Raw genomic sequence first — 22,343 nt, forward strand, 5'->3', positions numbered from 1 at the left:
CCCCATGACCACGCCGCTGACCGTCGAGCAGCTCCAGCCCCGCCTCGGGCAGCTCACCCTCATCGACGTCCGCTCCCCCGGCGAGTACGCCGCGGGCCACATCCCCGGCGCCCTCAACGTCCCGCTCGACCAGCTGGACCGCGCCCTGCCCACGCTGCGCGAGGCCGCCGCGCACGGCGAGATCGCCGTCGTCTGCGCCGCCGGGCCGCGCGCCGACAACGCGTGCCGCCAGCTGTCCGACGCCGGCATCCCGACCCTCACCCTGACCGGCGGCACCAACGCCTGGGCCGATGCCGGCCGACCGCTGGACCAGGTGGCCGGCGCCCGCCGGGTGTGGGCACTGGACCGCCAGGTCCGCCTGGTGGCCGGCTCGCTGGTGCTGGCCGGGGTGCTGATCGACCTCGCCCTGCCGGGCGCCCGCTGGGTCTCCGCGGCCGTCGGCGGCGGGCTGGCCTTCTCCGCGCTGACCAACACCTGCGCGATGGGATCGATGCTCTCCAGGCTCCCGTACAACCGGCCCCGCCCCGGCACGCCGAGCCTGGACGAGACGCTCGCCACCCTGAAGCGCTGAACCCCGTCCCAGGACGTGAAGGCTCCCGCCCACCCCCGTCGGGCGGGAGCCTTCACCATTCGTCCCGGTCACCTCCCGGAAGCCCTTACCGCACATCCCGTTGACGCGACCGAAACAACCATGTGAAATGTCACCCATCACATGCGATGCATCATAGCTCGGCTTTCCCAGCTGATTTGAACGTTCCAACGCGACCACCCACCGACCGACCGGAGGTAGCTCAGCCATGCCGCCCCGCCCCCGCGCCTTACCCACCGGTCTCGCCCTCCTGGCCGTCCTCACCGCCCAGGCCCTCGGCGCCGCCCCGGCCCCGGCCGCCGCCGGAGCACCGCTCGTCGACGGCGGCAGCTACCTGCTCGGCTCCGCACTGGACGGCTCCTGCCTCGGCCCCCAGTACGCCCAGCCCGCCCCCGGCACCCCGGTGCTCGGCGCGGCCTGCGGACGGCTGCTCAGCCAGCGCTGGCAGCTGCGCCGCACCGGCGGCGAGTACCTCCTGGTCAACGCCGCCAGCGGCCGCTGCCTCACCCTCGGCGGCCCGGACCGCCGCCCCGCCACCGCCGACTGCGGCTCCGCCCCCGAGGCCGAGCGCTTCACGGTCTCCCGTGCTCCGCAGGGCACCTACACCCTCACCGTCCGCGGCACCGGCGCCTGTCTGACCGCCGGCCCGGCCCCGGCGAACCACCACTGCGACAACCGCCCCGCCCACCGCTGGACGCTCACCCGCACCGAGCCGCTGGTCCTCGCCGACCCCGGCTTCGAGCAGAGCAGCGGGAGCGGCGCCCCCACCACCGGCGCCCCCACCGCCGACGGCTCGTCCACCACCGGCGCCCCCACCGCCGACGGCTGGACCTTCACCGCCCACACCGGCACCGCCACCAACAACCCGCACGGCGGCAGCCGCCTCGCCTACCTCGACGCCGGCCCCGGCTACACGGTGAGCCAGCAGGTCACCGCCGTCACCGCGGGCACCTACGACCTGTCCGCCTGGATCGCGACCGGCGGCGCCGGCGGCAGCCTCTCGGTGAGCGTCAACGGCACCGCGGTGCACTCCCTGCCGCTGCCCGAGCAGTCCACCTACGCGAAGTACACCCTCCCCCGGGTGCGGGTCGCCGCCGGCGACCGGCTCACCCTCACCATCGGCTCCTCCCCGACGGGCTGGGTCAACGTCGACGACGCCGCCGTCGCCCCGTCCGCCCCCAACGACCCGGTGATCAGCTCCTCCGACCCCGAGGTCGTCGCCCTCTTCGACTGGGCCAAGACCAAGGCCAACAGCTGGGTGCAGCAGCCCGGCGCCACCGGCGTGCTCGACCAGGACGAGAACCACCCCGGCGGCACCGGCACCACCACCTACGACGCCTCCTACTGGGCCGGCTACCCGTTCCGCTCCGCCTTCTACAGCCGTGACTTCGCCCACCAGCTGGTCGGCGCCCACCTGCTCGGGCTGGACGCCGAGAACAAGACCATGCTGCGCGGCTTCGCGGCCTCCGCCACCGACGTCAACCGGCTCTACCCGGTCTGGGCGCTCAACTTCGACGCCCGCAGCTACGCGGCCATCGACTACCGCGGCCCGGACCGCTTCGTCCGCGAGCTGCCCGCGCCGTTCGAACTCGTCCAGCAGGCGGGCGAGGCCTTCCGCTGGACCGGCGACCGGGACTACGCCGAGGACCCGGGCCTGGGCCGCTACGTCCGCAACACCCTCGGCCCGTTCATCGCCGCCCGCCCCGGCCCGGTCGACAACGGCGGGGTGCCGATCCCGCAGGCCACCAGCCGCAGCATCTTCGCCGGCACCGCCAGCTACGCCGAGAACGCCACCCGCACCTACGCCGAGGCGGGCGACGCGGTCGGCGCCCAGTACCAGGCCTACCTCGCCGCCGCGACGCTGGCCGAGGCCCGGGGCGACGCCGCCTCCGCCGCCGGCTACCGGAAGGCCGCCGACCAGTTGCACACGTACGTCAACTCCACCTGGAGCGTGGACGGTTCGCAGCCCGGCGAGGTCGTCCACGGCTACGACACCACCGGCAGGCCGATCACCGGCTGGGGCTACGAGGCGAGCGTGCTGATGCCGGTCAAGCGGCTGCTCGACCCGGGCCCGCGCCGGGACGGCTTCCTCGCCGCCGTCGACGCCGCCGACTCCGGCCCGGAGCGCTCGGCCAACCTGGAGGCCTACACCTACCTCCCGGACGCCTTCTTCGCCAACCACGACGGCACCACCGCCTGGAAGTGGATGCGGCACATCTACGAGAGCACCGGCGAGCCGCACGTGAGCGGCGCGATGCTCAACGGCGACTACCCCGAGGTCCCGTTCACGCTGCTCGCCCAGACCGTCCAGGGCCTGCTCGGCGTCACCCCGGACGCCGCCGGCCACGCGCTCACCACCGCCCCGCAGCTGCCCTCCTCGATGGGCTGGCTCCAGGTCGCGGGCATCCCGGTGGGCGCCGGCACGGTGACCGTCCGCCACGACGGCACCCAGCGCAGCACCGTCACCAACACCGGCACCGAGCGGCTGACCTGGGAGGCCCGCTTCCCCGGGCAGCACGCCCGCGTCACCGTCGACGGCGCGCCGCGCGAGGCCCGCACCACGACCGTCGACGGCGTGACCTACACCTCCACCACCGTGACCCTCGCCCCGGGCCGCTCCGCGACCGCGACCGTCACCGACTGACCCCCACACCGCCCCACCCGCGGCCGGCCGGCCCCACCCGGCCGGCCGCGATCCCCTCTCCCCCCATGAGCTTTCCCGACCAACCGGTCCCCCCACATCCTCAGGAGTGCGCACATACGCCGAACCCGCCGCCGTCTCGCGGCATCCCTCCTGTCCCTCGCCCTCGCCACCGCCGGTCTGGGAGCCGTCGGCCTCGGCACGGCCGCGCCGGCCGCCGCGCTCGGCAACGGCAACGCCCTGACCCCGCCCATGGGCTGGAACTCCTGGAACTCCCTCGGCACCGAGGTCACCCAGGAGCAGGTCGTCCAGACCATCGACTTCATGGCCGCGAACGGCCTGGTGGCGGCCGGGTACGACACCGTCACCATCGACGACGGCTGGTCGCTCTGGCACCGCGACGGCCAGAGCACCGACCTGGTCCGCAACGCCGACGGCGGCATGCAGCTGTACGACAACGCCGGGAACCCGGTCAGCGGCACCGACGGCACCGGCAACGACCCCACCTCCGGCCACCTGATCCCCCGCCCCGACCACTTCCCCGCGCAGACCGTGGACGGGCGCAGCGTCAACGGCATCGAGTACCTGGCCCGCTACGCGCACGGCAAGGGCATGAAGTTCGGCCTCTACGCCACCGACACCTACCTCACCTGCCAGATGCACCCCGGCAGCCTCGGCCACGAGTCCACCGACGCGGCCGACTTCGTCTCCTGGGGCGTCGACTTCGTCAAGTACGACGACTGCCCGTACGGCCCGCAGATCGTCGGCCCGGACGGGCACAACTACTACACCCAGGGCGAGGGCAAGGAGCTGACCCGCTCGGTCTACGCCCGGGTGCAGACCTTCCAGCGCGCCCTGGACGCCGCCTCCGCCGCCCAGGGCAGGCCCAGGGTCACCCTCAGCGTCTCCGCCCAGCCCGCCCACACCGGCGTCCCGTACCTGCTCGCCGCCGACGACCCGGCCCGCACCGACCCGGTGGTCCAGGCCGCCGGGACGGCCCCGTTCCACGCCCCCGGCTACGCGCCCACCGGCGTCTGGTGCGGCCAGGTCGCCAACCTCTGCCGGATCGGCGGCGACCGGGACAGCGAGCTCGACGGGGTGCTCTGGAACGGGCAGTTGCAGACCGCGCTGCAGTACCCGGGCAACGTCCGCCCGGGCAGCTGGAACGACCTGGACATGATGTTCACCGGCTGGCAGGACGTCTACGGCCTGTGGGGCACCACCGACACCTGCGTCTGCCACAAGCCCTTCACCGACGACGAGTCCCGCACCGAGACCTCGATCCTCGCCATGCTCGCCGCGCCGCTGATCTCCGGCGCCGACCTGCGCACCGCCGCGCAGTCCCGGCACAGCGACGGCGGCTACACCTGGTCCACCGGGATCGACGACGCGAGCCTGGCGATCCTGAAGAACCGCGAGGTCATCGCGATCGACCAGGACGGCCTCGCCAAGCCCGCCACCCTGGTCGGCGCCAAGCCGGCCGACGGGCGCGCGCCGGTGGTCCTCAAGCGGCAGCTCGCCAACGGCGACACCGCCGTGCTGCTGGTCAACCAGGACCCGTCGGCCGGCCGCAGCGTCTCCACCAGTCTCACCGAACTCGGCCTCGGCGGCTCCGGCTACCGGGCCAAGGAGCTGTGGACGGGCGCGAGTTCGACCGTCACCGGGCCGATCGGCGCCACCCTCCCGGCGCACGGCGCGGCCCTCTACCGGCTCACCCCGACGTCGACGGGCGGGCCGTCGGGCGTCGTCGACGACGGGAAGTACCACACGCTGACCAGCGGCGGCCTCGCGCTCTCGCTGCTCGGCTCCTGCACCGCGCCGATCGGCTCGATCACCGACCTGGAGCCCGCGCGCCCCGGTGACGCCGCGCAGCAGTGGACCTTCACCACCAACCCCGACGGCACCGTCCGGATCACCGACAACTGCGCCACCGCCACCCACCGGCACACCGTGCTCTCCGCCGGGAGCTCGGCCGGCTACAGCGCCTACCTGCTCGACCTGTCGCCCGGCAACCCCTGGCAGGAGTGGAAGCTGACGCAGGGCCCGGCCGGCGTCACCGTCACCAACGTCGCCACCGGCCTCGCCCTCGACGCGGGCGCCGGCACCGCCGGCACCCCCGTCACCACCCGCCCGGCCGCCGGCCAGAGCTGGACCCCCGGCTCCTGAGCCGAGCGCGTCAGGAGGACCCGGGGCCGGCCGTCCGCACGGAGCGGGCGGCCGGCATCCGGACCAGCACGGCCACGCTCAGGCCGAAGATCAGCACACCCAGCGGGACGTGGACCGACGGCACGTGCGCGACGCCGAGGACGACCTGCGCCGAGGCCAGCACCAGGAAGCCCGACGCGTGCAGGATCGGGCGGGGCGAGCCGCCGCCCGGCCGCCAGGCCAGGACGGCGGCGAGCACGTACAGCATCGAGGCCCCGTACATCACCCGCGCGCCGATGCCGTGCAGCAGTTCGCCGTAGGAGGTGGAGAGCAGCAGGCCGGCCGAGACCGCCTGGAGGAGGACGGTCGCGGTCTGGAGCGCGACGGAGACCCGCAGGAAGGCCCGGGTGCGCTGTTCCACCGCCGTTCCTGGCACCGTCCCCGTCGCCGCCCTCGCCGTGGTGCGGATGGCCATGTCGTGTGCCCCTCTTCTGCCTCGCGGCGGTTGATCGATAGTGTCCCGGTGATCCGACGACACAGGCCGGCGAAGTGTGAGGCGGGGTCCGTCCCGGGCCGGACATCGCAGGCCGGCCCGTGGTCGGGTCGCAGCGGCGGGAACGGCAGGAGCCGCGAGAGCGGCGAGAGCGCCGGCGGACGAGACGAGGCAGGGAGCGGCCCGTACCGGAGCTGAGCGTGATCGTCGGCGAGCGGCGGCAGCTGATCAACCTCGCCTACCGGCTGCTCGGTTCGCTCGCCGAGGCCGAGGACGCGGTGCAGGAGACGTACGCCCGCTGGTACGCGCTGCCCCGCCGGCAGCAGGAGGCCATCGCCTCGCCGGGCGCCTGGCTGACCACGGTGGCCACCCGGGTCTGCCTGGACCTGCTCGGATCGGCGCGGGCCCGGCGGGAGCGCTACGTGGGCGAGTGGATCCCCGAGCCGCTGCCCGACCGCGGCGAGTGGATCGGCGGGCCGGCCGGCGGCAGCGGCGGACCGGCCGACCCGGCGGACTGGGTGACCCTGGACGAGTCGGTGAGCATGGCCTTCCTGGTCGTGCTGGAGGCGATGACCCCGGCCGAGCGGGTGGCGTTCATCCTCCACGACGTCTTCCGCTACCCGTTCCCCGAGGTCGCCGGGATCGTCGGCCGGACCCCGGCGGCCTGCCGGCAGCTGGCCGCCTCCGCCCGCCGACGGATCAGGGCCGCGCAGGCCCCGGCGACGCCGACGGGCGCGCAGGCCGGTCTGGTGCGGCACTTCAAGGAGGCCTGGGAGGCCCGGGACATCACGGCCCTGATCGCCCTGCTCGCCCCCGACGCCACGATGACCGCCGACGGCGGCGGCCTGGCCGGCGCCGCCCTGCGCCCGGTCCGGGGCGGCGAGCGGATCGCCCAGTACCTGGTCCACCTCGCCGACCGGGCCCCCGGGCTCACGCTCCTCGAACGGACCGTCAACGGCCGCCCCGGCCTGGTGGCCCGGCACGGCGGCCGCACCGCGACGGTGGCGGCGTTCGAGCTGGCGGACGGCCGGATCACCCGCATCTGGGCGGTCCGCAACCCGGAGAAGCTGCGCCCGTGGACGGAGGACGACCCGCGCGACGGCTGAGACCCCGGCCTACAGCTCCTCCACCACCTCCGCCCCCGGGCACTCCCGCGCCAGGTCGGCGAAGAACCGCTCCCCGTCGATCACCGCCTCCGGCGGGTGCACTCCCGCCGCCCGCACCGTGCCGTCCAGCAGCTGCGCCAGCGCCAGCCCCGCCGGGACGCCCGTGGCCTCCGCCATGTCCGCCAGGAACCGCTCCGCGCCGTCCAGGCGGGCGAGCGCCGCGGCCGGTCGGCCGTCGCGCGTTCCGGTGGCGGCGGCGAAGAACGGCGGGAGGGTGCCCGGCCCGCGCATCCGGGGGGCGCGGGCGGCCGCGCGCAGGGTGCGGCGCAGGGTGGGGCGGTCGAGGTCGGCGGCGGCGGTCTCGTTGGTCAGCCGTCCGGCGTCGAGGTCATCGCGCAGCACGCCCAGGTAGGCGGCGGTGCCGACGGAGACCACCATGAGGTTGGCCGCGTCGCCGCCGGGCCGCAGGCTGCGGTGCAGGGTGACCGGCTCCGGGTGGCCGACGGTGTAGGCGGTGCCGCGGTGGCCGCCGGGCAGGTCGAGGGCGACCGGGCGCAGCGGGGGCCGCCGGACCGGCCGGCCGTCCTCCACCGTCGCGACGGTGCCGCTGATCTGCTGCATCCAGTGCACGGCGGCGGCCGAGACCGCGCCGTTCGGGTCGCGCAGCGAGGTGTCGGGCCGGGAGGAGTCGGGCATGGAGCCGACGTCCACCGGCCAGGCGGTGTACACGTCGGTCAGGGTGTCGAGGCGGGCGGCGGCCCGGACGGCGAGCAGGTTGCTGACGCCGGGGCTGGCGCCCGCGCCGAGCACCGCGCGCACTCCGGCGGCACGGGCCTCCTCGTCCAGTTCCAGCATCGCGACGGTGGGTTCCCAGTCGTCGCAGATGTCCAGGTAGTGGGTGCCGGTGCGGATCGCGGCGCGCAGCACGTCGAGGCCGTAGCGGTAGTACGGGCCGACGGTGTTCAGCACGGCGTCGGCGTCCGCGAGGGCGGCGTGCAGCTCCGGGCCGTCCGTGACGTCGACCCGGCTCGCGCGGACGGGCACCGGTGCGCCGGCGGCGAGTGCGGCGGCGGCGCAGCGGGCGGCGTCGAGGTCCCGGTCGGCGATCACCAGTTCGTGGACGCCGGGCAGGGCGGCCGCGACCCGGGCGGAGACCCGGCCCATCGCGCCGGCCCCGCCGAGGGCGAGCAGCTTCATCGTGGGTCAGCCCTTCCGGTGGTCGAGCGAGGTCAGGAAGTCCCGCATGCCGTCGAGGTAGCCGGGGGTGAACAGCGAGCGCGGGGCGGCGACGGCCAGGACGGTGCTGCGCAGTTCGGAGTCCTCGACGTCCTTGGGCACGATGTTGTGGGTGGAGTCCGGGAAGCGCAGGACCTGGAGCAGGCCCGGGGTGGTGACGAGGCGGCGGTAGCCGGCCTCGGTGTCGTCGCTGTCGACGTTGACGTCCCGGCCGCCGAGGATCAGTTGCACCGGGATCCGGAGCGCGGCGAGGTCCTCGGTGGCGTCGGAGAGGTGGTTGCGCTTGTTGAACGCCCACCGCTCGGGGGTCAGCCCCTCGGTGTCGCCGCCGGCGGCCCGGTACTGCTCGAAGGTCGCACTCGCCCGCAGGGCGGCCAGGTTGCGGTCGCTGCGGGCGACGGCGGCCGCGGTCTCCTCGGGCGAGGCGTGCCGCTCGCCGAGCTCGGCGAGCAGGTTGTAGCGGCCCTGCTGGAGCCAGTTGACGGCGGTGCCGACGGCGATCAGGAACTTGACGTCCGGGGACTGCCGGGCGGCCTTGGGCATCACCCAGCCGGCCTGGCTGGCGCCCCAGAGCCCGATCCGGTCCGGGTCGATGCCGGGCTGGGCCTTGGCCCAGCGGATCGCGGCGAGGGTCTCGTCGACGCGGTCCTGGATGCTCTGGTCCAGCCAGTTGCCGGGGGCGTTGCGGACGCCGGGCTTGTCCCAGGACAGCGTGGCGTACCCGGCCTTCGCCATGGCTTCCCAGAGCGGCCGGTAGAAGGTGTCGTGGGTGGCGTCGACGGGCCCGTCGCCGTGGACGAAGACCACCAGGCCGTACGGTCCGTGGCCGCCGGTGGGGCGGGCCAGCACGCCCTGGAGCGGCTGCTTGCCGCCGGTGACGGTGACCCGCTCCTCCGTGAGGTCGTACTCGTTCTGGTACACCACCCAGCCGCCCGCGCCGACCAGCAGCACGGCCACGGACAGCAGTGATCCCCAGAGCCACCGGCGCTTGCCGAACAGCTTCATATCGTTCACTCGCCAATCGTTCGTTTCTAAAACGACCGTAGCAGAAGTGAACGCTAAGCGTGGGTCACCCGGTCCCCACCGTTGTCGGTGGGACGTGGGAGGCTGGGAGGCATGTGCGGCCGCTTCGTCTCCACCACCACGCCCCAGGACCTCGTCTCACTGCTCGGAGAGCTCCGGTGGGACCCGGCCGAGACCTTCGCACCGAGCTGGAACGTCGCCCCGACCGACCCGGTCCCGGCCGTCCTGGAACGCGTCGACCGGGACACCGGCGAGGTGCTGCGCCAACTGCGGCCGCTGCGCTGGGGATTGGTCCCGTCCTGGTCCAAGGACCCGTCCGGCGGCGCCCGCATGATCAACGCCCGCTCGGAGACCGTCGACACCAAGCCCGCCTTCCGCAAGGCCTTCACCGCCCGCCGCTGCGTCATCCCCGCCGACGGCTACTTCGAGTGGCGCGAGGTGCCCGCCACCGCCGGACACAAGAAGTACAAGCAGCCGTACTTCCTCAGCACCGGCAACGTGATGCTGATGGCCGGCCTCTACGAGTTCTGGCGCGACGGCACCCGCCCCGAGGACGATCCGCTCGCCTGGCTGGCCACCGCCACCGTCATCACCACCGACGCCACCGACTCCGCCGGCCGCGTCCACGACCGGATGCCCCTCACCATCGCCTCCGACGACCTCCCCACCTGGCTCTCCCCCGCCCACACCGACCGCGCCGAACTCCACCACCTGCTGCGCCGCCCCGCCGACGGCGACCTGCGCGTCCGCGCCGTCCCCACCACCGTCAACAGTGTCCGCAACAACGGCCCGCAACTGCTGGACCCGGCCGACGACCCGCTCGGACTGGCCGACTGAAGCCGAACCAGGGAGACCGCATGAACCGCACCCCCGCGAGCATCGTCGAGGCAGCGTTCCGCTGCTACCGGTCACAGGACCGGGAGGCGGCCGTGCCGCTGTACGCCGAGGACTTCACGTTCACCAGCCCCCAGGACGACCGCATCGACAAGGAGGCCTTCTTCCGCCGGTGCTTCCCCACCGCCGACCGGTTCACGGAGCAACGGCTGCTGCGGGTGACGCCCGCCGACGGGGAACTCGTCTTCGCCTACTACGAGTACGAGCTGACCACCGGCGACCGCTACCGCAACGTCGAGGCGATCACGGTCCGGGACGGGCTGATCCGGGAGGTGCAGGTCTTCTTCGGCGGCCGGCAGCCGGCGCCGAGCCCGCCCACGGCACCCTGAACCGGCCTCTCCGGATCGTTCCGCCCTGCCGACTCGGCCCGGAGCGGCACCCCGGCGCCCGGCGGCGTCAGCAGATCCTGCCGGGCCGGGCCGCGGTGGCCCGGAGCAGGTCCCGCAGCAGGCCGAAGTCGACGTTCTCCGGCCTGCGGAACCGCAGGCAGCCCTTGCCCATGTCCTGCCCGGCCAGCCGTTCCTCGAACGCCTCACGGACGTCACCGCGCATGAGGTAGAAGGAGATGTACTGCTTCTGGCTGGCGAACGCGATCTCCGCGGCGCCGTCCCGCTCGTACGCGGGCATCCCGTACGCCATGACCTCGTCGAAGCCCACCAGTTCCTCCCGGCACAGCTGCCGCAGCGCGGCCAGCACGGCCCTGCGTTCCTCGGGAACCCCGGTCAGGTAGCCGTCGACGTCGCTCGCCCCGCTCTGCACCATTCCATGAGGCTATGCCGGATGCGGAACCCGCATCAACATTTCAAGCTCCGCCCGGACGTTGTGGGATTCCTCCAAGATCCGGGCGGCGAGCCGGTCGGCGCCGGTGATCACGCGACCGGCCGCCCGGGCGTGAGGATCGCTTCGCAGCGGCCCGGGAAGAGGGCCGGCACCCAGTCGAGGCAAGGGGAACCCGGATGACCCACGGGTACTCGGTGTTCGCGGAGACGATGGCCGACCTCACCTGGCCGCAGGTCGAGGCGGCGGCCGCCAGGGGCGCGCGCGTGCTGCTGCCGACCGGCGTCATCGAACAGCACGGCCCCCACCTTCCGCTCGGCACCGACGCCTACGGCGCCTACCAGCTCTGCCGGCTGGTGAAGACGGAACTGGAGCGGCGCGGGGAGGAGACCCTGATCGCCCCGCCGGTGCACTGGGGGATCAACCAGGTCTCGGCCGGCTTCGCCGGAACCTTCCGCACCCGCCCCAAGACGGCGGCGGCACTGCGCACCGACATCCTGGACTCCCTTGCCACGGACGGCTTCCGGCGCATCCACCTGATCAACCACCAGGGCGACCTCGCCCACAACCTGATGCTGCTGGACGTCGTGCGCGAGCAGCACCGGAAGGGCCGCACGGGCGTGGTGCTGGTCGAGCCGGACTTCGTGGCCGACCGGCTCGCCGACGCCGCCGACGGGACTCCCGCGGCCCTGGGCGTGTTCGCGATGCGGCCACTGTTCGAAGGCCTGGAGCTGAGCGGCGAATTGGGCGTGCACGCGGAGGAGATCGAGGCGGCGATGATGATGCGCTGGTTCCCCGAGACCGTCGACCACGAGGCGATGGCCGGGCTCAAGCCGACCGGCCTCGGGACGGACGACCTCGCGGAGTGGCGGAAGGGCGGCGAGCACGCCCGCCGGGTGACCCCGCAGGGCTACTTCGGCGCGCCCTTCCCCAAGGACCCGTTCCTGTTCAGGTTCCATGAGCGGATGGCCCGCGCGATGGCGGACGTGGTGTCCGCGCGGTCGTGAGTGACGGACCGGCGGGCCTGGGGGAGCGAAAAACCGGTTGGGCCCGCACGGGCGGATCTGCCACGCTCGGCGGATGGGTGCATTGGATGGGGTGGCGGCCAGGGTCGCCGGCGGAGCCACCGTCGAGTTCAGGCCGAGCGGTTCGTCGATGGTCCCGCTGATCCGCAGTCGGCAGCTGGTGGCCGTCGCCCCGGTCGACCCGTCCAAGCTGGAGCTCGGCGACATCGTTCTCGCCCGGGTCGCCGGAACCGTGTACCTGCACCTGGTGTCGGCCCTCGATCCGGCCAGGCGGCGCGTGCAGATCAGCAACAACCGGGGCCGCGTCAACGGCTGGACCGGCCACGACCGGGTCTTCGGCATCTGCGTCGCCGTCGAGGGGGCGCCCCGGGCCGGGGCGGCGGACAAGACCCCGACTGCCTCCCCCGCCCGGCCCTGAGGCGCGCGGGACCGCCTCGGACCGAGGGCGTGTCTCATCCAGGAGGCCCGTTCGGGGCCGTCAGGAAGAGGTCCCGGTGCCGGGCGGCCAGCGGTGTCCGGCTTCGTGCAGGCGCTGCAGGGCCATGAGGTCGTTGGCCACCATCACCTGGGCCAGCCCGGCCGCCGCGGAGACGACGGCGGGCCAGCCCGGCGAGTCCAGGTAGTCCTCGTCGGGGGCCCGGGCGCCGACCGCCTCCTGGACCGCGCCGTAGGCCGCACCGAGCCGGGCCATCAGCTCGACCTCCTGCTCGGTGCGCAGGCTGTACCCGAGGGACCGCCCCGGATCGTTCGCGTCGCAGAAGTCGTCGAAGAGCACGTGCACGGTGTAGGCGAGGTCCTCGAACTCGTCCCGGTCGAGCCACACCTCGCGCTGCCAGGTCGGGCTGGCCAGCGCCACCACGGCGGGCACGACGTGGAGGCGGAACGCGGGGAGGGCGATGCCGTGATCGGTCACGGGCCGAGGGTACTCACTCCATGATCACCGGTACAGTCCCCGGCCGGCCGAGCGGGAGCAGGTACTGGATCGGCTCGCCGAGGTCGTCCAGGCCGAGGAGTTCGTGGGCGAGGTCGTCCTGGAGGCCGCCGAGGGGGGTGGTGCCGAGGCCGAAGGCGGCGGAGGTCAGGAGCAGGTTCTGGGCCAGGTGTCCGGCTTCCAGGACGCCGAGGCGCAGGGCGCGCAGACCGTAGCGGCGGCGCAGCCGGGCGAGGTCGAGGTACACGGCGAGGACGGCGGGGGCCCGGTCGACGCCGATGGCGTCGGGGTCCTCGGCCGGGCGGGAGAGGTAGGAGGAGAGCGCCTTGAGGTCGTCGAGGGCGGGGGCCGGGCCGATCGGGCGCAGGCTGCGGTGTTCGGGGAGGCAGTGGTAGGTGCCGGCGGGCAGGCCGTCGACGGCGAGGGCGAGCAGGCGCAGCCGAACGGTGTGCAGGGCGCCCGCGCTGGGGTACGGGCGGTGGCCGGTGTCGGGGGCGGGGGCGAAGGCGGACCAGAGCAGTCCGCCGAGCGCGCCGGCGGTGAGCGGGCCGGTCAGCGGGCCGCGGGTGGAGCGGCGGGTGCGCAGGGCGTCGGCGAGGGTGACGGGCGGCAGCGGGTCGGCGGGCAGCGGGAGGTCGCCGGGGCGGGGGCTCGGGGCCGGGTCGTGCGGCAGGTCGCGCAGGGCGGTGTCCTCGCCGCGGCCGATCTGGAACTTGCTGCGTTCCAGGTACTGGTGGTCGGGGGCGTGGTGGTCGGCGGGGAAGAAGGTGAACGGCTGTCCGGTCTCCAGCAGGGTGCGGGCGGCGAGGCGGCAGACCGCCCGTTCCTCGTCGGGGCCGACGCCGAGCCGGTTGAACAGCATGTGCAGCTGGGAGGCCCAGATCCACTCCAGGCGCTCCTCGGCCTCCTCGGCGGCCGAGGCGGGCGCGGCGGCCTCGGCGGCCGCGACGGCCCGCATCCGGGCGGCGCCCTCGGCGGCCCGCGCCGCCCAGTCCCCCAGCCAGGGCGTGGCCGTGCCGGCGTCCAGTGCCGCGCGCAGCTCCCGGGCGCGGCGGGCCAGCGTCTCCCGCTGGCGGGCGAACACGGTGTTGACCCGGGTGTGCACGGCGGCGCCCGGCAGCGGCCGGAACTCGGTGACCCAGCGCCAGGCGGCGGCGTGGCGGCGCAGCCAGCGGGAGGCGGCGAGTTCGTCGAGGCCGAGCGCGTACGCGGTGGTGTGGGCGAGGTCGAGGGCGAGCTGCAACCGCTTCTCGGGGGCCGCGCCGAGGGCGTGCAGGGCGCGGACGGCGGCGCGGGTGGAGTGGGTGAACACCTCTTCGGCGATCGGCAGCAGGGCCGCGCCGCCGTAGCGCTCGGTCTCGGGCTCGTACGGGACCTCCGTCACGGTGCCGTGCCCGTCCGCGAACGGGCCGTCGGGCGCGGTGCGTCGGGTGGCGAGGCGGGTGAGGTCGGCGGCGAGGGAGGCGGGCGCCGGGCCCGGGCCGCGGTGGCGGATGCGCAGGTGGGGGCCGCCCTCGCCGTAGCGGATGAAGAACCAGTCGGTGCCGGCGAGCCCGTCCATCAGCGGGGCGAGGTCCTCGGTGAGGAAGGCGTCGGCCTCGCGGGCGGGCAGCGGCAGCGCGAGGTGCAGGCTGTGCCAGGTGGTGGCCGGCAGCGCGTGGGTGGTCATCGTGTGCTCTCCGGTGGGCCAGGGGCGTGTCTTTCGGATCACGTCGGACAAGCGGGCGGCGTGATCCGGAAGACACGCCCTCAGGGGAACGGGTGCGGGTGGAGCGGGAGTTCGTCGTGGCGCAGCGGCGCGGGGGTGCGGCCGAGGCGGTACGGGACCTCCAGCAGGCGGGACAGGCCCCGGGTGCGGCGGTTGGCGTGGCCGAAGGTCATCGGCAGCGTGCCGGGGACGACGACCTTGGCGCAGTGCAGGCCGAGCCGGTCGCGGACGCCGGGCTCGTCCTGGGTGACCACGAGGACCTCCAGGTCCTCCCCGGCCAGCCGGGTGACCGTCCGCTCCAGCAGGTCGGTGAGGTCGGTGACCGGCTCGGGGTCGCCGGGCCAGCGCTCGGTCCACGGCACCGGTGGCGGGCCGGCGAAGAGGAAGTCGAGGCGGGGCTGGGCCTCGGACAGGGTGTTGAGGCCGACGTGGTCGTCCAGGGAGACGACGAGCTCCGGGCGCTCCAGCATCGGCCGCAGCCGCTGCGGGTCGCGCGGCCCGCCCGGGGCGGTGGAGCGGTGGGGCGCCTCCTGGACGTTGGTGACCACCTCGGCGACGGCGGAGCGGATCGCCGTCCGGGGGTCGTGGTGGGCTCCGGCGGCCAGGAGGGTGCGCGGGGCGTCGGGGTGGTCGCCGCGGTGGCGGCAGAGGGCGATCACGGCGGGTACGCCGAGGTCGTTGGTGGCGTCGAGCAGGGTGAGGTGGTAGCCGAACAGCTCGGCGCGGTCGGCGAGTTCGGCGATCTGCGGGTCCTCGGTGGGGACGGCGACGCCGGGCAGCGGGGTCCGGGCGTACCAGGCCATCAGGAAGGCGTCGCGCTCGGCGACCTCGAACAGGCCGTAGAGCGCGGCCTCCTGGGGGCTGTTGCCGAGTCCGCAGCCGTTCGAGGACTCGTAGACCACCCGGGGGCGGTCGCGGCCGGGAACCTCCCAGTAGGCGACGCGCTCCGGGACGGCGACCGGGCGGCGGCGGGTGAGCGACCAGCCGTGCACCCAGTCGAGGACCAGCTCGGGGGTGTACGGGGCGGTGGCCGGGGTGGGGTGCCCCTGGTGGGGGTCGTCGGGCAGGCCGAGCCGGGCCGGGTCGAGGACGGCGTCCGGGCCCAACTCGCGTGCCAGTTCGGCGTAGGAGGCGCGCAGGACGGTGCGGCGCCCGAGCGGCCGCATGCCGGCGTGCCGTTCCACCGCCTCGAAGAGCGCGACCCGCTCGCTGGAGCGGAAGTCCGCGGCGCGCCCGTACCCGCCGTCGTCGAGTGCCCGGCCGTCGGTCACCCAGGCGGTGGTGAGGGCGAAGGCCGAGTCCTCGGTGCGGAACAGCCGGCGGACCGGGCCGAACCGCTCGTCGTACAGTTCGGCCCGCAACTGCCCCGCGTCGGTGCGGTCGTTGGGCCCGCGCAGGACGGCCGGGTCGGGCAGCGGGCGGGGGGTGGCGGGCAGCCGGGCGGCCTCGGGCGTGTCGGGGGGCAGCGGCCGGCAGACCTCGCAGCCGCCGACGGGGCGGACCCGGTGGGTGGACCAGGTAGCCCGGCCGCCGTGCACCACGTGGACGGTGGCGCCGTCGGCGCTCTCCGCGGCCTCGGGGCTCCCGGCGCTCTCCGCGCTCTCCGCGGCCTCGGGGCTCCCGGCGCCCTCCGCGCCCTCCGCGGCCTCGGGGCCCTTGGCCAGCTCGGCGGCGAGCGCGGTCACGGCCTCGGCGAAGGCCGGGGTGCCGGTGCCGCCCAGCGCCAGGGCCGGGCTCTGCCAGGGCACCCGGCCGCCGGCGGTGGCGAGCCGCTGGTACTCGACGCAGGCGAGGCAGGCCGGTGCGCCGGGGGCGAGCACCGGCCCGACCACGGTCAGCGCGCCGTCCTCGCGCACCGGCACCAGGCGTACGGGGTGTGCCAGGGCGTGCCGGCTGAGCCGGGCGGCCAGGCCCAGGGTCCATTCGGTCAGGTGGACGACGGCGGTGCCGCTCGTGGCGGCCAGCGCCTCGACCGGGGTCAGGACCGGCAGCTCGCTCATGGGCGGCCTCCTTCGGCTGTGAGGGCCGTGAAGCCGCAGCCGTCCAGGGCGTCGGCGAACGGGCGGGCCTCGGGGGTGGCGGGCCGCCAGCGGGCGGTGCGCAGACCGGTGATCCGGACCAGGGCGGCGTGCAGGTCCGCCTCCCGGTCGGCGATGTCGGCGAGCCAGCGGTCGGCCCAGCCCAGGTCGGTCCAGGCCGCCGGGGTCCGGCCGGCGGCGGCGAGCGGGGCGGCGGCGCCGGACAGGACGGTGTGGTGGACGGCGGCGAGGCCGGCGCCCCGGGCCATCAGCCGGGTGAGGGCGGCCAGTGCGGCGTGGGCGACGGCGTCGGCGGGCGTGGCCTCGACCGCCCTTCCCTCCTCCACCTGCGCCAGGTACACCGACTCGCCGGAGAGTTGACGGATCGTCGGTTCAGGTGTTCGGCCGAGCCGGCGGGCCAGGACGCCGTACCAGTGCCCGGCCTGCGGGTGTTCCCGCCAGGCGGACTCGGGCACCGTCCGGTCGCCCCTCGCCGCCCGGTCATCCGGGAGCGGCCGGTCGCCCCGCACCGCCCGGGCGAGCACGGCGCGGCGCAGGGCCAGGCCGAGGGCGTGGTCCGGGTCGACGCCGACCACCGGCACGGCTCCCCCGCCCACCGCCGCCAGGTGCAGTTCGGCGGACCGACAGGCGGCGGCCAGCCGGGCGAGGTCCGTCCGCACCGCCCCGGCCGCCAGCGGGCCGGCGGGGGTGGCGCAGGAGACCAGGGCCACGGGCAGCTGCGGGAGGTCGCCCGCGGAGGGTGCGTCCAGCACGCCCAGCCGGGGGTCACCGAGGGCGTTCACCCGGCGCAGCGCCTCGGCGAGGCTCCCGGGCGGCGCGGCGACGGCCCCGGGGCCCGCCGCCCACGGGTGGTGCTCGGCGTGCGGCGGAGCGGCGTCGGCGATCAGGACGGTGGGGCGCCCGTCGAGCAGCCGCGGATCATCGGCCGGCTCGCCCGGGTCCGGCAGGCCCGCGACGGCACAGAGCAGCCGCTGGGCGCCGGCCGCGGCGAGCAGCGCGAGGAGCACGGGCGGCGGGTCCGCAACGGGGGCGGGTTCCAGCCGGGCGGCGAGCGCCGCCGCGTCCGTCCGGGCCCGGGCCGGGTCGGCGGGCTCGGTGACGAAGCCGCCGTCCGCACCGCACTGCACCGCGACCGCCAGCTCCGTTCCCGCCGGACCGTCCGCCGTGGCCACCACCCGGCCGGCGGGCAGCCCGGGCTCGGCGACCACCGCCGGGGCCGCCGTACCGCCCCGGGCCAGGGCGCGCGCCATCGCGCGGGCCGACGGGCCGTCCGGGTCCGCGGCGGCCACCACCGGGCGGGCGGCCGCCAGGGCCGCCTCCGCACCGCCGGGGTCGTCCGCCACCGCGCCCGGCCAGGGCGGCAGTCGGACCCCGTCCGGGTGGTCCACGAGCAGGCCGTGCTCGCGCAGCCGGGCGGTGACGGTGGCCAGCGCGGCCGCCACCCTCGGCTCGACGGTCGCCTCGACGGCCGCGTCGGCGGCCTCCGCCTGCGGCCCGAGCCGGGCGGCGAGCACCTGCCACAGCGCCGGGAGCGCCCGGCTGCCCTCCAGGGTGACGCTGCTCTCGCGCCCGCGCAGGTGCAGCCCTTCGCGCAGCGGCGTCACCGCCACCCCGGGGCGCAAGCGGGGCCGAACGGCGTCCGGTTCGGCCGTCATGCCGCCCCCTCCAGCTTTGTGCGCCCCGCGCCGCCCGTCGCCCCCGCGGCGCCCGACTGCTCCGGGCCGCCCGGCTGCTCCGCGGCGCCGAGGAGCGTCTGCCAGCGGTGCCCGGTCAGTTCGGGCACGCTGCGCACCAGCAGGTGCGCGGCCAGGTAGCGCTCCATCGGGCGGACGTCGCAGATCGCGAGCAGCCGGTACAGGCCGTTGGTGCCGGCCCGGTTGATCAGGTAGTCGGGACGGTGCCACATCCTGCCGTCGGGGTCGGCGCGCTGCAGCAGTCGGTGGAACTCGCTGTAGCGGGTGCGCAGTTCGGCGTTCCAGCGCTCGGCGGTGGCCGGGTCGCCGAGTGCCTCGGCGCGCTCCCGGTACTCGGTGTGGCGGCCGCCGAGGTCGGCGCCGGCCGTCAGCCGCCGCTCGGCCAGGCTCCAGGCGGTCGCCGACCAGTGCGCCCAGTCCCGTTCCCAGTCGCGCGCGCCGCCGTCGGCGATCCGGCCGACCAGCGCGGTGACCGCCCGGCCGCTCTGCTCCCAGCGGCGCTCGAAGGCGGCCCGCAGGCTGCCGTCCGGGTCCTCGTGGACCAGGAAGTCCTCCAGGTGCGAGAGCACCGAGTAGTGCGCGCCGACCAGCCCGTCCGGGTGCGCGGTGGCGTGTGCCGCGAGCGCCGTCACCACCAGCTGCACCCGCGCCTGCGGGGTGTCGCCGTGCGCGCCGAGGAAGTGGCAGGCCGAGTCGAGGGCGGGCAGGCCGGTCCGCAGCAACTCCTCGCGCAGCTCGGCGGATTCGGTGCCGATCAGCGCCCGCAGGGCGTCTTCGGCGGACCGGTCGGCGGGCGCCGCCACCACGGTGTTGTCCGGCACCAGCGGCGCGTACGGCGGCGCGATCAGCTCCGCGCGTCCGGCGACGGCGGCCTCGGCGAGCAGCTGCTCGTCCGACCGGTCGGCCACGGAGGGGTGCGCGGCCGCCCACGCCCGCAGCGCCTCGGCGGCCCGCTGCGCCGCCCCGGCCACCCGTGCCTCCGGGCCGCGCAGCCGCAGCCGCAGGTGCGGTCCGAACCGCCAGTGCCGCTCGACGTGGGCGGCCAGCCCCTCGGCCGCCGCCTGCCGGGCCAGCGGCAGGACGGCTTCGCGCAGCGCGCGGGCCTTGTCGGGCCGGTAGTGGTACAGGACCACGTCCCAGGCGGTCACGGCCCCTCGGCCGTCGGCCGGGTCACTCATCGGGCGCCTCCTCGGCGATGGCGGTACGGACGGATTCGAAGGCGCCGGCCGCCTGCGCGCTGCCCCGGCCGGGCCGGTACGTCTCCACCACGAGTTCCACGGCCCGGGTCGGCTCCGGCTGACCCGCGATGGCCGGGAGGGCCTCCTCCAGCACCGCGCCGCGCGGGTGCCGGGTGAGCCATTTGGCGAGGTGGCGCAGGTGCAGCGGGTTGCCGAGGTCGACGGGCTGCGGCTTGGGGGCTCGCAGGTGGGCGACGAAGGCGTCGCCGGGCGTGCCCGCGGGGTCGGCCGCGGCCGGTGCGGGGTGGAGGAAGAACTGTTCGGGCAGGTCGAGCCGGGCCCGCCAGCGGGCGACGGCCGCGGCCGGGACCCCGTCGGGGCCCGCGTCGGCGGCGAGGTCGGCCCGCAGGGCGTCGAGCACTCCGGCCGGCAGGAGCCAGCGGCGGCGGGCGAGGACGACGTGCCGGTGGCGCAGCCGCGGGGTGCGCAGCACGGTGCCGCCGGGCGCGGCGAGGGTGGTGCGCGGCAGCAGCGGCCGGAAGTCGACGACTCCCTCGGGGTGGTCGTTGAGCAGCGGGCCGAGCCGCCGGGGCAGCATGACCGGTGCGAGGAAGCCCAGGTAGAGGACGTCGAGCAGCTCGCCGGTGGTGCGCAGCCGCAGCCGGAGCTGGTCGTCGACCGGATCGTGCACGAGGTCGAGGTCGGACTCGGCGAGGCCGGTCCACTGTCGGTCGGGGCCGATCTCGTCGGCGAGCAGTCGCGGGTGCAGGTTGGCGTTGAAGCCGCCGACCGGCCGGATCTGGGCGGCGCGGGCGCCGGCGCCGAGGCCGGACCGCAGCTGCCGGGCGACCTCGGTGGCGGCCTGCGGGGCCAGGCCGTCGAGGAAGCGGCTGGTGAAGCGCCCCCAGCCGCCGTAGACGTGGTTGACGCACAACAGGCCGTCCGCGGAGCCGCGTTGGACGAACCAGGAGTAGCTGAGCGGGCGGGCCGCGGTCCAGTGGGGCAGTCGGGCGGCCAGGGCGCGGATCCGCTCGGCGGGGAGCACGAGTTCGCCGTCCTGCTCCGGCAGCTTCGCGAACTCCTCGCGCAGCGCGGCCAGTTCGTCCGGGGGTGTCGGATCGGCCCAGGAGTCCGCCAGGTCGGCAGCGAAGTCCCAGGGGGCGTCGCACACCCCGCCGACGCCGTAGCGGGCGACGAAGCGGTCCCGGGCCGCCCGGCGCATCAGGTGAGCGTAGTCGAACAGCTCGGCGAACGCGGTGAGTTCGGCGAGCGCCGCCCGGTCGGCCGCGCCCGGCCGGGGCTGCGGCGGAGCCGGCGCGTGGACGTCCTCGCTGAGGACGCTGAGCGGCGCGGCCTCCTGCGGCACCGGCCGGCCGGCGTCGGCCAGCAGCAGCCGCCAGCGCTCGGCGAGGACGGCCAGCAGTTCGGGGCGGTGCTCGCCCGTGGTCACGGCCAACTCGGCGTTCTGCCGGTCGAGTTGTTCGATCCGGTGGGCCAGCTCGGCGTCCTGCGGCCACTGCCGGAGCCACCCGGCCAGGCTGCGGAGCGGGTGCCGGTCCTGCGGGTCGACCGGTTCGGTGGGCACCAGCAGCCGGGCCGTGACGAGCTGGTCCACGAAGCGCTGCGCGCCCGGGTCGCCGCCCGGCCGTCCGAGGGCCTCGGCGAGCCCGGCGGCGAGCCGGTCCGGCGGGGCCGGGGTGGCCGCGAGCGAGGCGAGCAGGGCGAGTTCGGGCCGGGCGGCGAGTTCGACCTCCTCCTCCCGGGTGACCAGGAAGCGCCCGCCCGCGAACAGCGCCTCCGCGCGGGCGTAGCGGGCCCGGCCGTCGGCGACCCGGGCCGCGCTGGTCATCCGGTGCGGCAGCGTGCGGCTGCGGCGGGGGTCGTCGAGCAGGGCCTGGACGAGCGCGGTGACCAGCGCCCGGTTCTCCCGGACGCAGGCGCGGGGCTCGCCGGCCGCGGCTTCGCCGTCCTCGGAGGACCAGCCGACGGCGGTGAACCAGGACAGCGGGCTGGTCTTGGCGGTGGCCCGCAGGGCGTGCCGCAGCACGGCGGCCTCCTCCTTGCGTGCCCGGCCGCGCGGCGGTTCCCCGGTCGCGCCCGCGGTGTTGGCCACCGCGCGCAGCAGGTCGGCGCTGGTGAGCGCGACGGCCCGGGTGAAGGCGGGCTCCCGGCAGATGTCCGCGAGGGCGGCCCGTTCGGCGGCGAGGGCGGGCGGGACGGCGTCGGCGAGCGCGTCCAGCAGCCGGGCCCGCAGCCGTCGCAGCTCAAGCCACTCGGCGAGCCGCGGGATCCGGCGCGGCAGGTCGGCGAGCCGGTCGAGCAGCGCCGCCCGCGGCGTTCGCCCGTTGTGCAGGTCGCGGCGCAGCGGCAGCACGACCCTGCGGTGGAACTCCTCGTCGTGCCCGGCCCGGCCGGCGTACAGGTCGTCGCAGAGGGCCGGCCGCAGGGCCTCGGCCGCGGCCTCGGCGGCGGCGAGGTCGCGCAGCAGCGCCCGGGTGTGCGCCGTGGCGGCGGACTGGGCGGGCCGGGCGAGCACGGTGGAGCGCACCAGGGCGTGGCGCGCGGCGTACGCGGCCGGAGCCGGTGCGGGGACCGGCGCCCGGGCGTCCCGGGGCGGGGCGGCGCGGTTGGGCATGGGCGGTTCCCTCCGACGGGGCCTGGGGGCGCGTCTCGTGGGACTGGTCGGTTCCGGCCGCGGCGCCGTCGGCCCGACCGGGTCCGCGCGACAGGTCCTGCGGACCCGCGGCAGGCGCTGTGGACGCGGGACGAACCCGGGGGGGGCGGGGGGGGGGGCGGGGGGGGGCGCCCCCCCCGGGGCGGCGCCGGGCCCCGCGCGTCACACCCCGGTGATGCGTCCCCAGACC

At 76.0% G+C, this 22,343-nt stretch carries 18 protein-coding genes; 8 read left to right on the forward strand and 10 right to left on the reverse strand.

Features of this window, described 5'->3' with window-relative positions; translation table 11 throughout:
* Positions 1–4: 4 nt before the first annotated feature.
* The 3 genes from ACFVGO_RS27455 (at position 5) to ACFVGO_RS27465 (ending at position 5,396) form a co-directional block, all read left to right on the forward strand.
* Positions 5–571, forward strand: a complete 567-nt coding sequence (locus tag ACFVGO_RS27455; protein ID WP_359907893.1) for a rhodanese-like domain-containing protein — start codon at positions 5–7, stop codon at positions 569–571.
* A gap of 226 nt (positions 572–797) precedes the next feature.
* Positions 798–3,233, forward strand: coding sequence for an RICIN domain-containing protein (locus tag ACFVGO_RS27460; RefSeq protein WP_380634607.1), 2,436 nt, complete (start codon positions 798–800; stop codon positions 3,231–3,233).
* A 249-nt stretch (positions 3,234–3,482) separates the two neighbouring features.
* The gene (locus ACFVGO_RS27465; protein WP_380634609.1) at positions 3,483–5,396 is read left to right on the forward strand and encodes an alpha-galactosidase; all 1,914 of its coding nucleotides are present in this window, start codon (positions 3,483–3,485) and stop codon (positions 5,394–5,396) included.
* 10 nt (positions 5,397–5,406) lie between these two features.
* Here the strand turns inward: ACFVGO_RS27465 and ACFVGO_RS27470 are convergent, their stop codons facing one another.
* On the reverse strand, positions 5,407–5,850 hold the full coding sequence (locus tag ACFVGO_RS27470; RefSeq protein WP_359907901.1) for a hypothetical protein: 444 nt from the start codon (positions 5,848–5,850) through the stop codon (positions 5,407–5,409).
* Positions 5,851–6,068: 218 nt separating this feature from the next.
* On the opposite strand from ACFVGO_RS27470, the gene sigJ reads away from it, so the two are divergent.
* Positions 6,069–6,974 carry an RNA polymerase sigma factor SigJ gene (gene sigJ, locus ACFVGO_RS27475; protein ID WP_380634611.1) on the forward strand — a complete coding sequence of 302 codons (906 nt, stop codon included), beginning with the start codon at positions 6,069–6,071 and terminating at the stop codon, positions 6,972–6,974.
* 9 nt (positions 6,975–6,983) lie between these two features.
* Here sigJ and ACFVGO_RS27480 read toward each other — a convergent pair whose 3' ends face one another.
* The gene (locus ACFVGO_RS27480; RefSeq protein ID WP_380634613.1) at positions 6,984–8,171 is read right to left on the reverse strand and encodes a saccharopine dehydrogenase family protein; all 1,188 of its coding nucleotides are present in this window, start codon (positions 8,169–8,171) and stop codon (positions 6,984–6,986) included.
* 6 nt (positions 8,172–8,177) lie between these two features.
* Positions 8,178–9,215, reverse strand: a complete 1,038-nt coding sequence (locus ACFVGO_RS27485) for a serine aminopeptidase domain-containing protein (protein WP_359907969.1) — start codon at positions 9,213–9,215, stop codon at positions 8,178–8,180.
* A 111-nt stretch (positions 9,216–9,326) separates the two neighbouring features.
* Here ACFVGO_RS27485 and ACFVGO_RS27490 point away from each other — a divergent pair, with 111 nt between their 5' ends.
* Both ACFVGO_RS27490 and ACFVGO_RS27495 read left to right on the forward strand, forming a co-directional pair.
* Entirely contained in the window at positions 9,327–10,070 is a 744-nt protein-coding gene (locus tag ACFVGO_RS27490) for an SOS response-associated peptidase (RefSeq protein WP_380634615.1), read from the forward strand.
* 20 nt (positions 10,071–10,090) lie between these two features.
* Complete coding sequence (locus ACFVGO_RS27495) at positions 10,091–10,456, forward strand: nuclear transport factor 2 family protein (RefSeq protein ID WP_380634617.1); 366 nt, start codon at positions 10,091–10,093, stop codon at positions 10,454–10,456.
* A 67-nt stretch (positions 10,457–10,523) separates the two neighbouring features.
* Here the strand turns inward: ACFVGO_RS27495 and ACFVGO_RS27500 are convergent, their stop codons facing one another.
* Positions 10,524–10,889, reverse strand: a complete 366-nt coding sequence (locus ACFVGO_RS27500; RefSeq protein ID WP_380358591.1) for an iron chaperone — start codon at positions 10,887–10,889, stop codon at positions 10,524–10,526.
* 194 nt (positions 10,890–11,083) lie between these two features.
* Here ACFVGO_RS27500 and ACFVGO_RS27505 point away from each other — a divergent pair, with 194 nt between their 5' ends.
* Both ACFVGO_RS27505 and ACFVGO_RS27510 read left to right on the forward strand, forming a co-directional pair.
* Positions 11,084–11,911, forward strand: coding sequence for a creatininase family protein (locus ACFVGO_RS27505; protein WP_380634619.1), 828 nt, complete (start codon positions 11,084–11,086; stop codon positions 11,909–11,911).
* A gap of 73 nt (positions 11,912–11,984) precedes the next feature.
* Entirely contained in the window at positions 11,985–12,347 is a 363-nt protein-coding gene (locus tag ACFVGO_RS27510; protein WP_380634621.1) for a S26 family signal peptidase, read from the forward strand.
* Positions 12,348–12,407: 60 nt separating this feature from the next.
* Here the strand turns inward: ACFVGO_RS27510 and ACFVGO_RS27515 are convergent, their stop codons facing one another.
* The 6 genes from ACFVGO_RS27515 to ACFVGO_RS27540 form a co-directional block, all read right to left on the reverse strand.
* A complete protein-coding gene (locus ACFVGO_RS27515; RefSeq protein ID WP_380634623.1) occupies positions 12,408–12,842 on the reverse strand; it encodes a hypothetical protein in 435 nt (144 codons plus the stop codon).
* Positions 12,843–12,855: 13 nt separating this feature from the next.
* Positions 12,856–14,529 carry a thiopeptide-type bacteriocin biosynthesis protein gene (locus tag ACFVGO_RS27520; protein ID WP_380634625.1) on the reverse strand — a complete coding sequence of 558 codons (1,674 nt, stop codon included), beginning with the start codon at positions 14,527–14,529 and terminating at the stop codon, positions 12,856–12,858.
* Positions 14,530–14,609: 80 nt separating this feature from the next.
* The gene (locus tag ACFVGO_RS27525; protein ID WP_380634628.1) at positions 14,610–16,568 is read right to left on the reverse strand and encodes a TOMM precursor leader peptide-binding protein; all 1,959 of its coding nucleotides are present in this window, start codon (positions 16,566–16,568) and stop codon (positions 14,610–14,612) included.
* Positions 16,565–18,262, reverse strand: coding sequence for a hypothetical protein (locus ACFVGO_RS27530; RefSeq protein WP_380634630.1), 1,698 nt, complete (start codon positions 18,260–18,262; stop codon positions 16,565–16,567). Before ACFVGO_RS27530 ends, ACFVGO_RS27525 begins: the two co-directional genes overlap by 4 nt.
* A complete protein-coding gene (locus ACFVGO_RS27535) occupies positions 18,259–19,479 on the reverse strand; it encodes a hypothetical protein (protein ID WP_380634632.1) in 1,221 nt (406 codons plus the stop codon). The genes ACFVGO_RS27530 and ACFVGO_RS27535 overlap by 4 nt, the downstream gene beginning before the upstream one ends.
* Complete coding sequence (locus ACFVGO_RS27540) at positions 19,472–22,114, reverse strand: lantibiotic dehydratase (RefSeq protein WP_380634634.1); 2,643 nt, start codon at positions 22,112–22,114, stop codon at positions 19,472–19,474. The genes ACFVGO_RS27535 and ACFVGO_RS27540 overlap by 8 nt, the downstream gene beginning before the upstream one ends.
* Positions 22,115–22,343 lie beyond the last annotated feature (229 nt).

The organism is Kitasatospora sp. NPDC057738 (assembly GCF_042798815.1).
Taxonomy (GTDB): domain Bacteria; phylum Actinomycetota; class Actinomycetes; order Streptomycetales; family Streptomycetaceae; genus Kitasatospora; species Kitasatospora lactacystinica.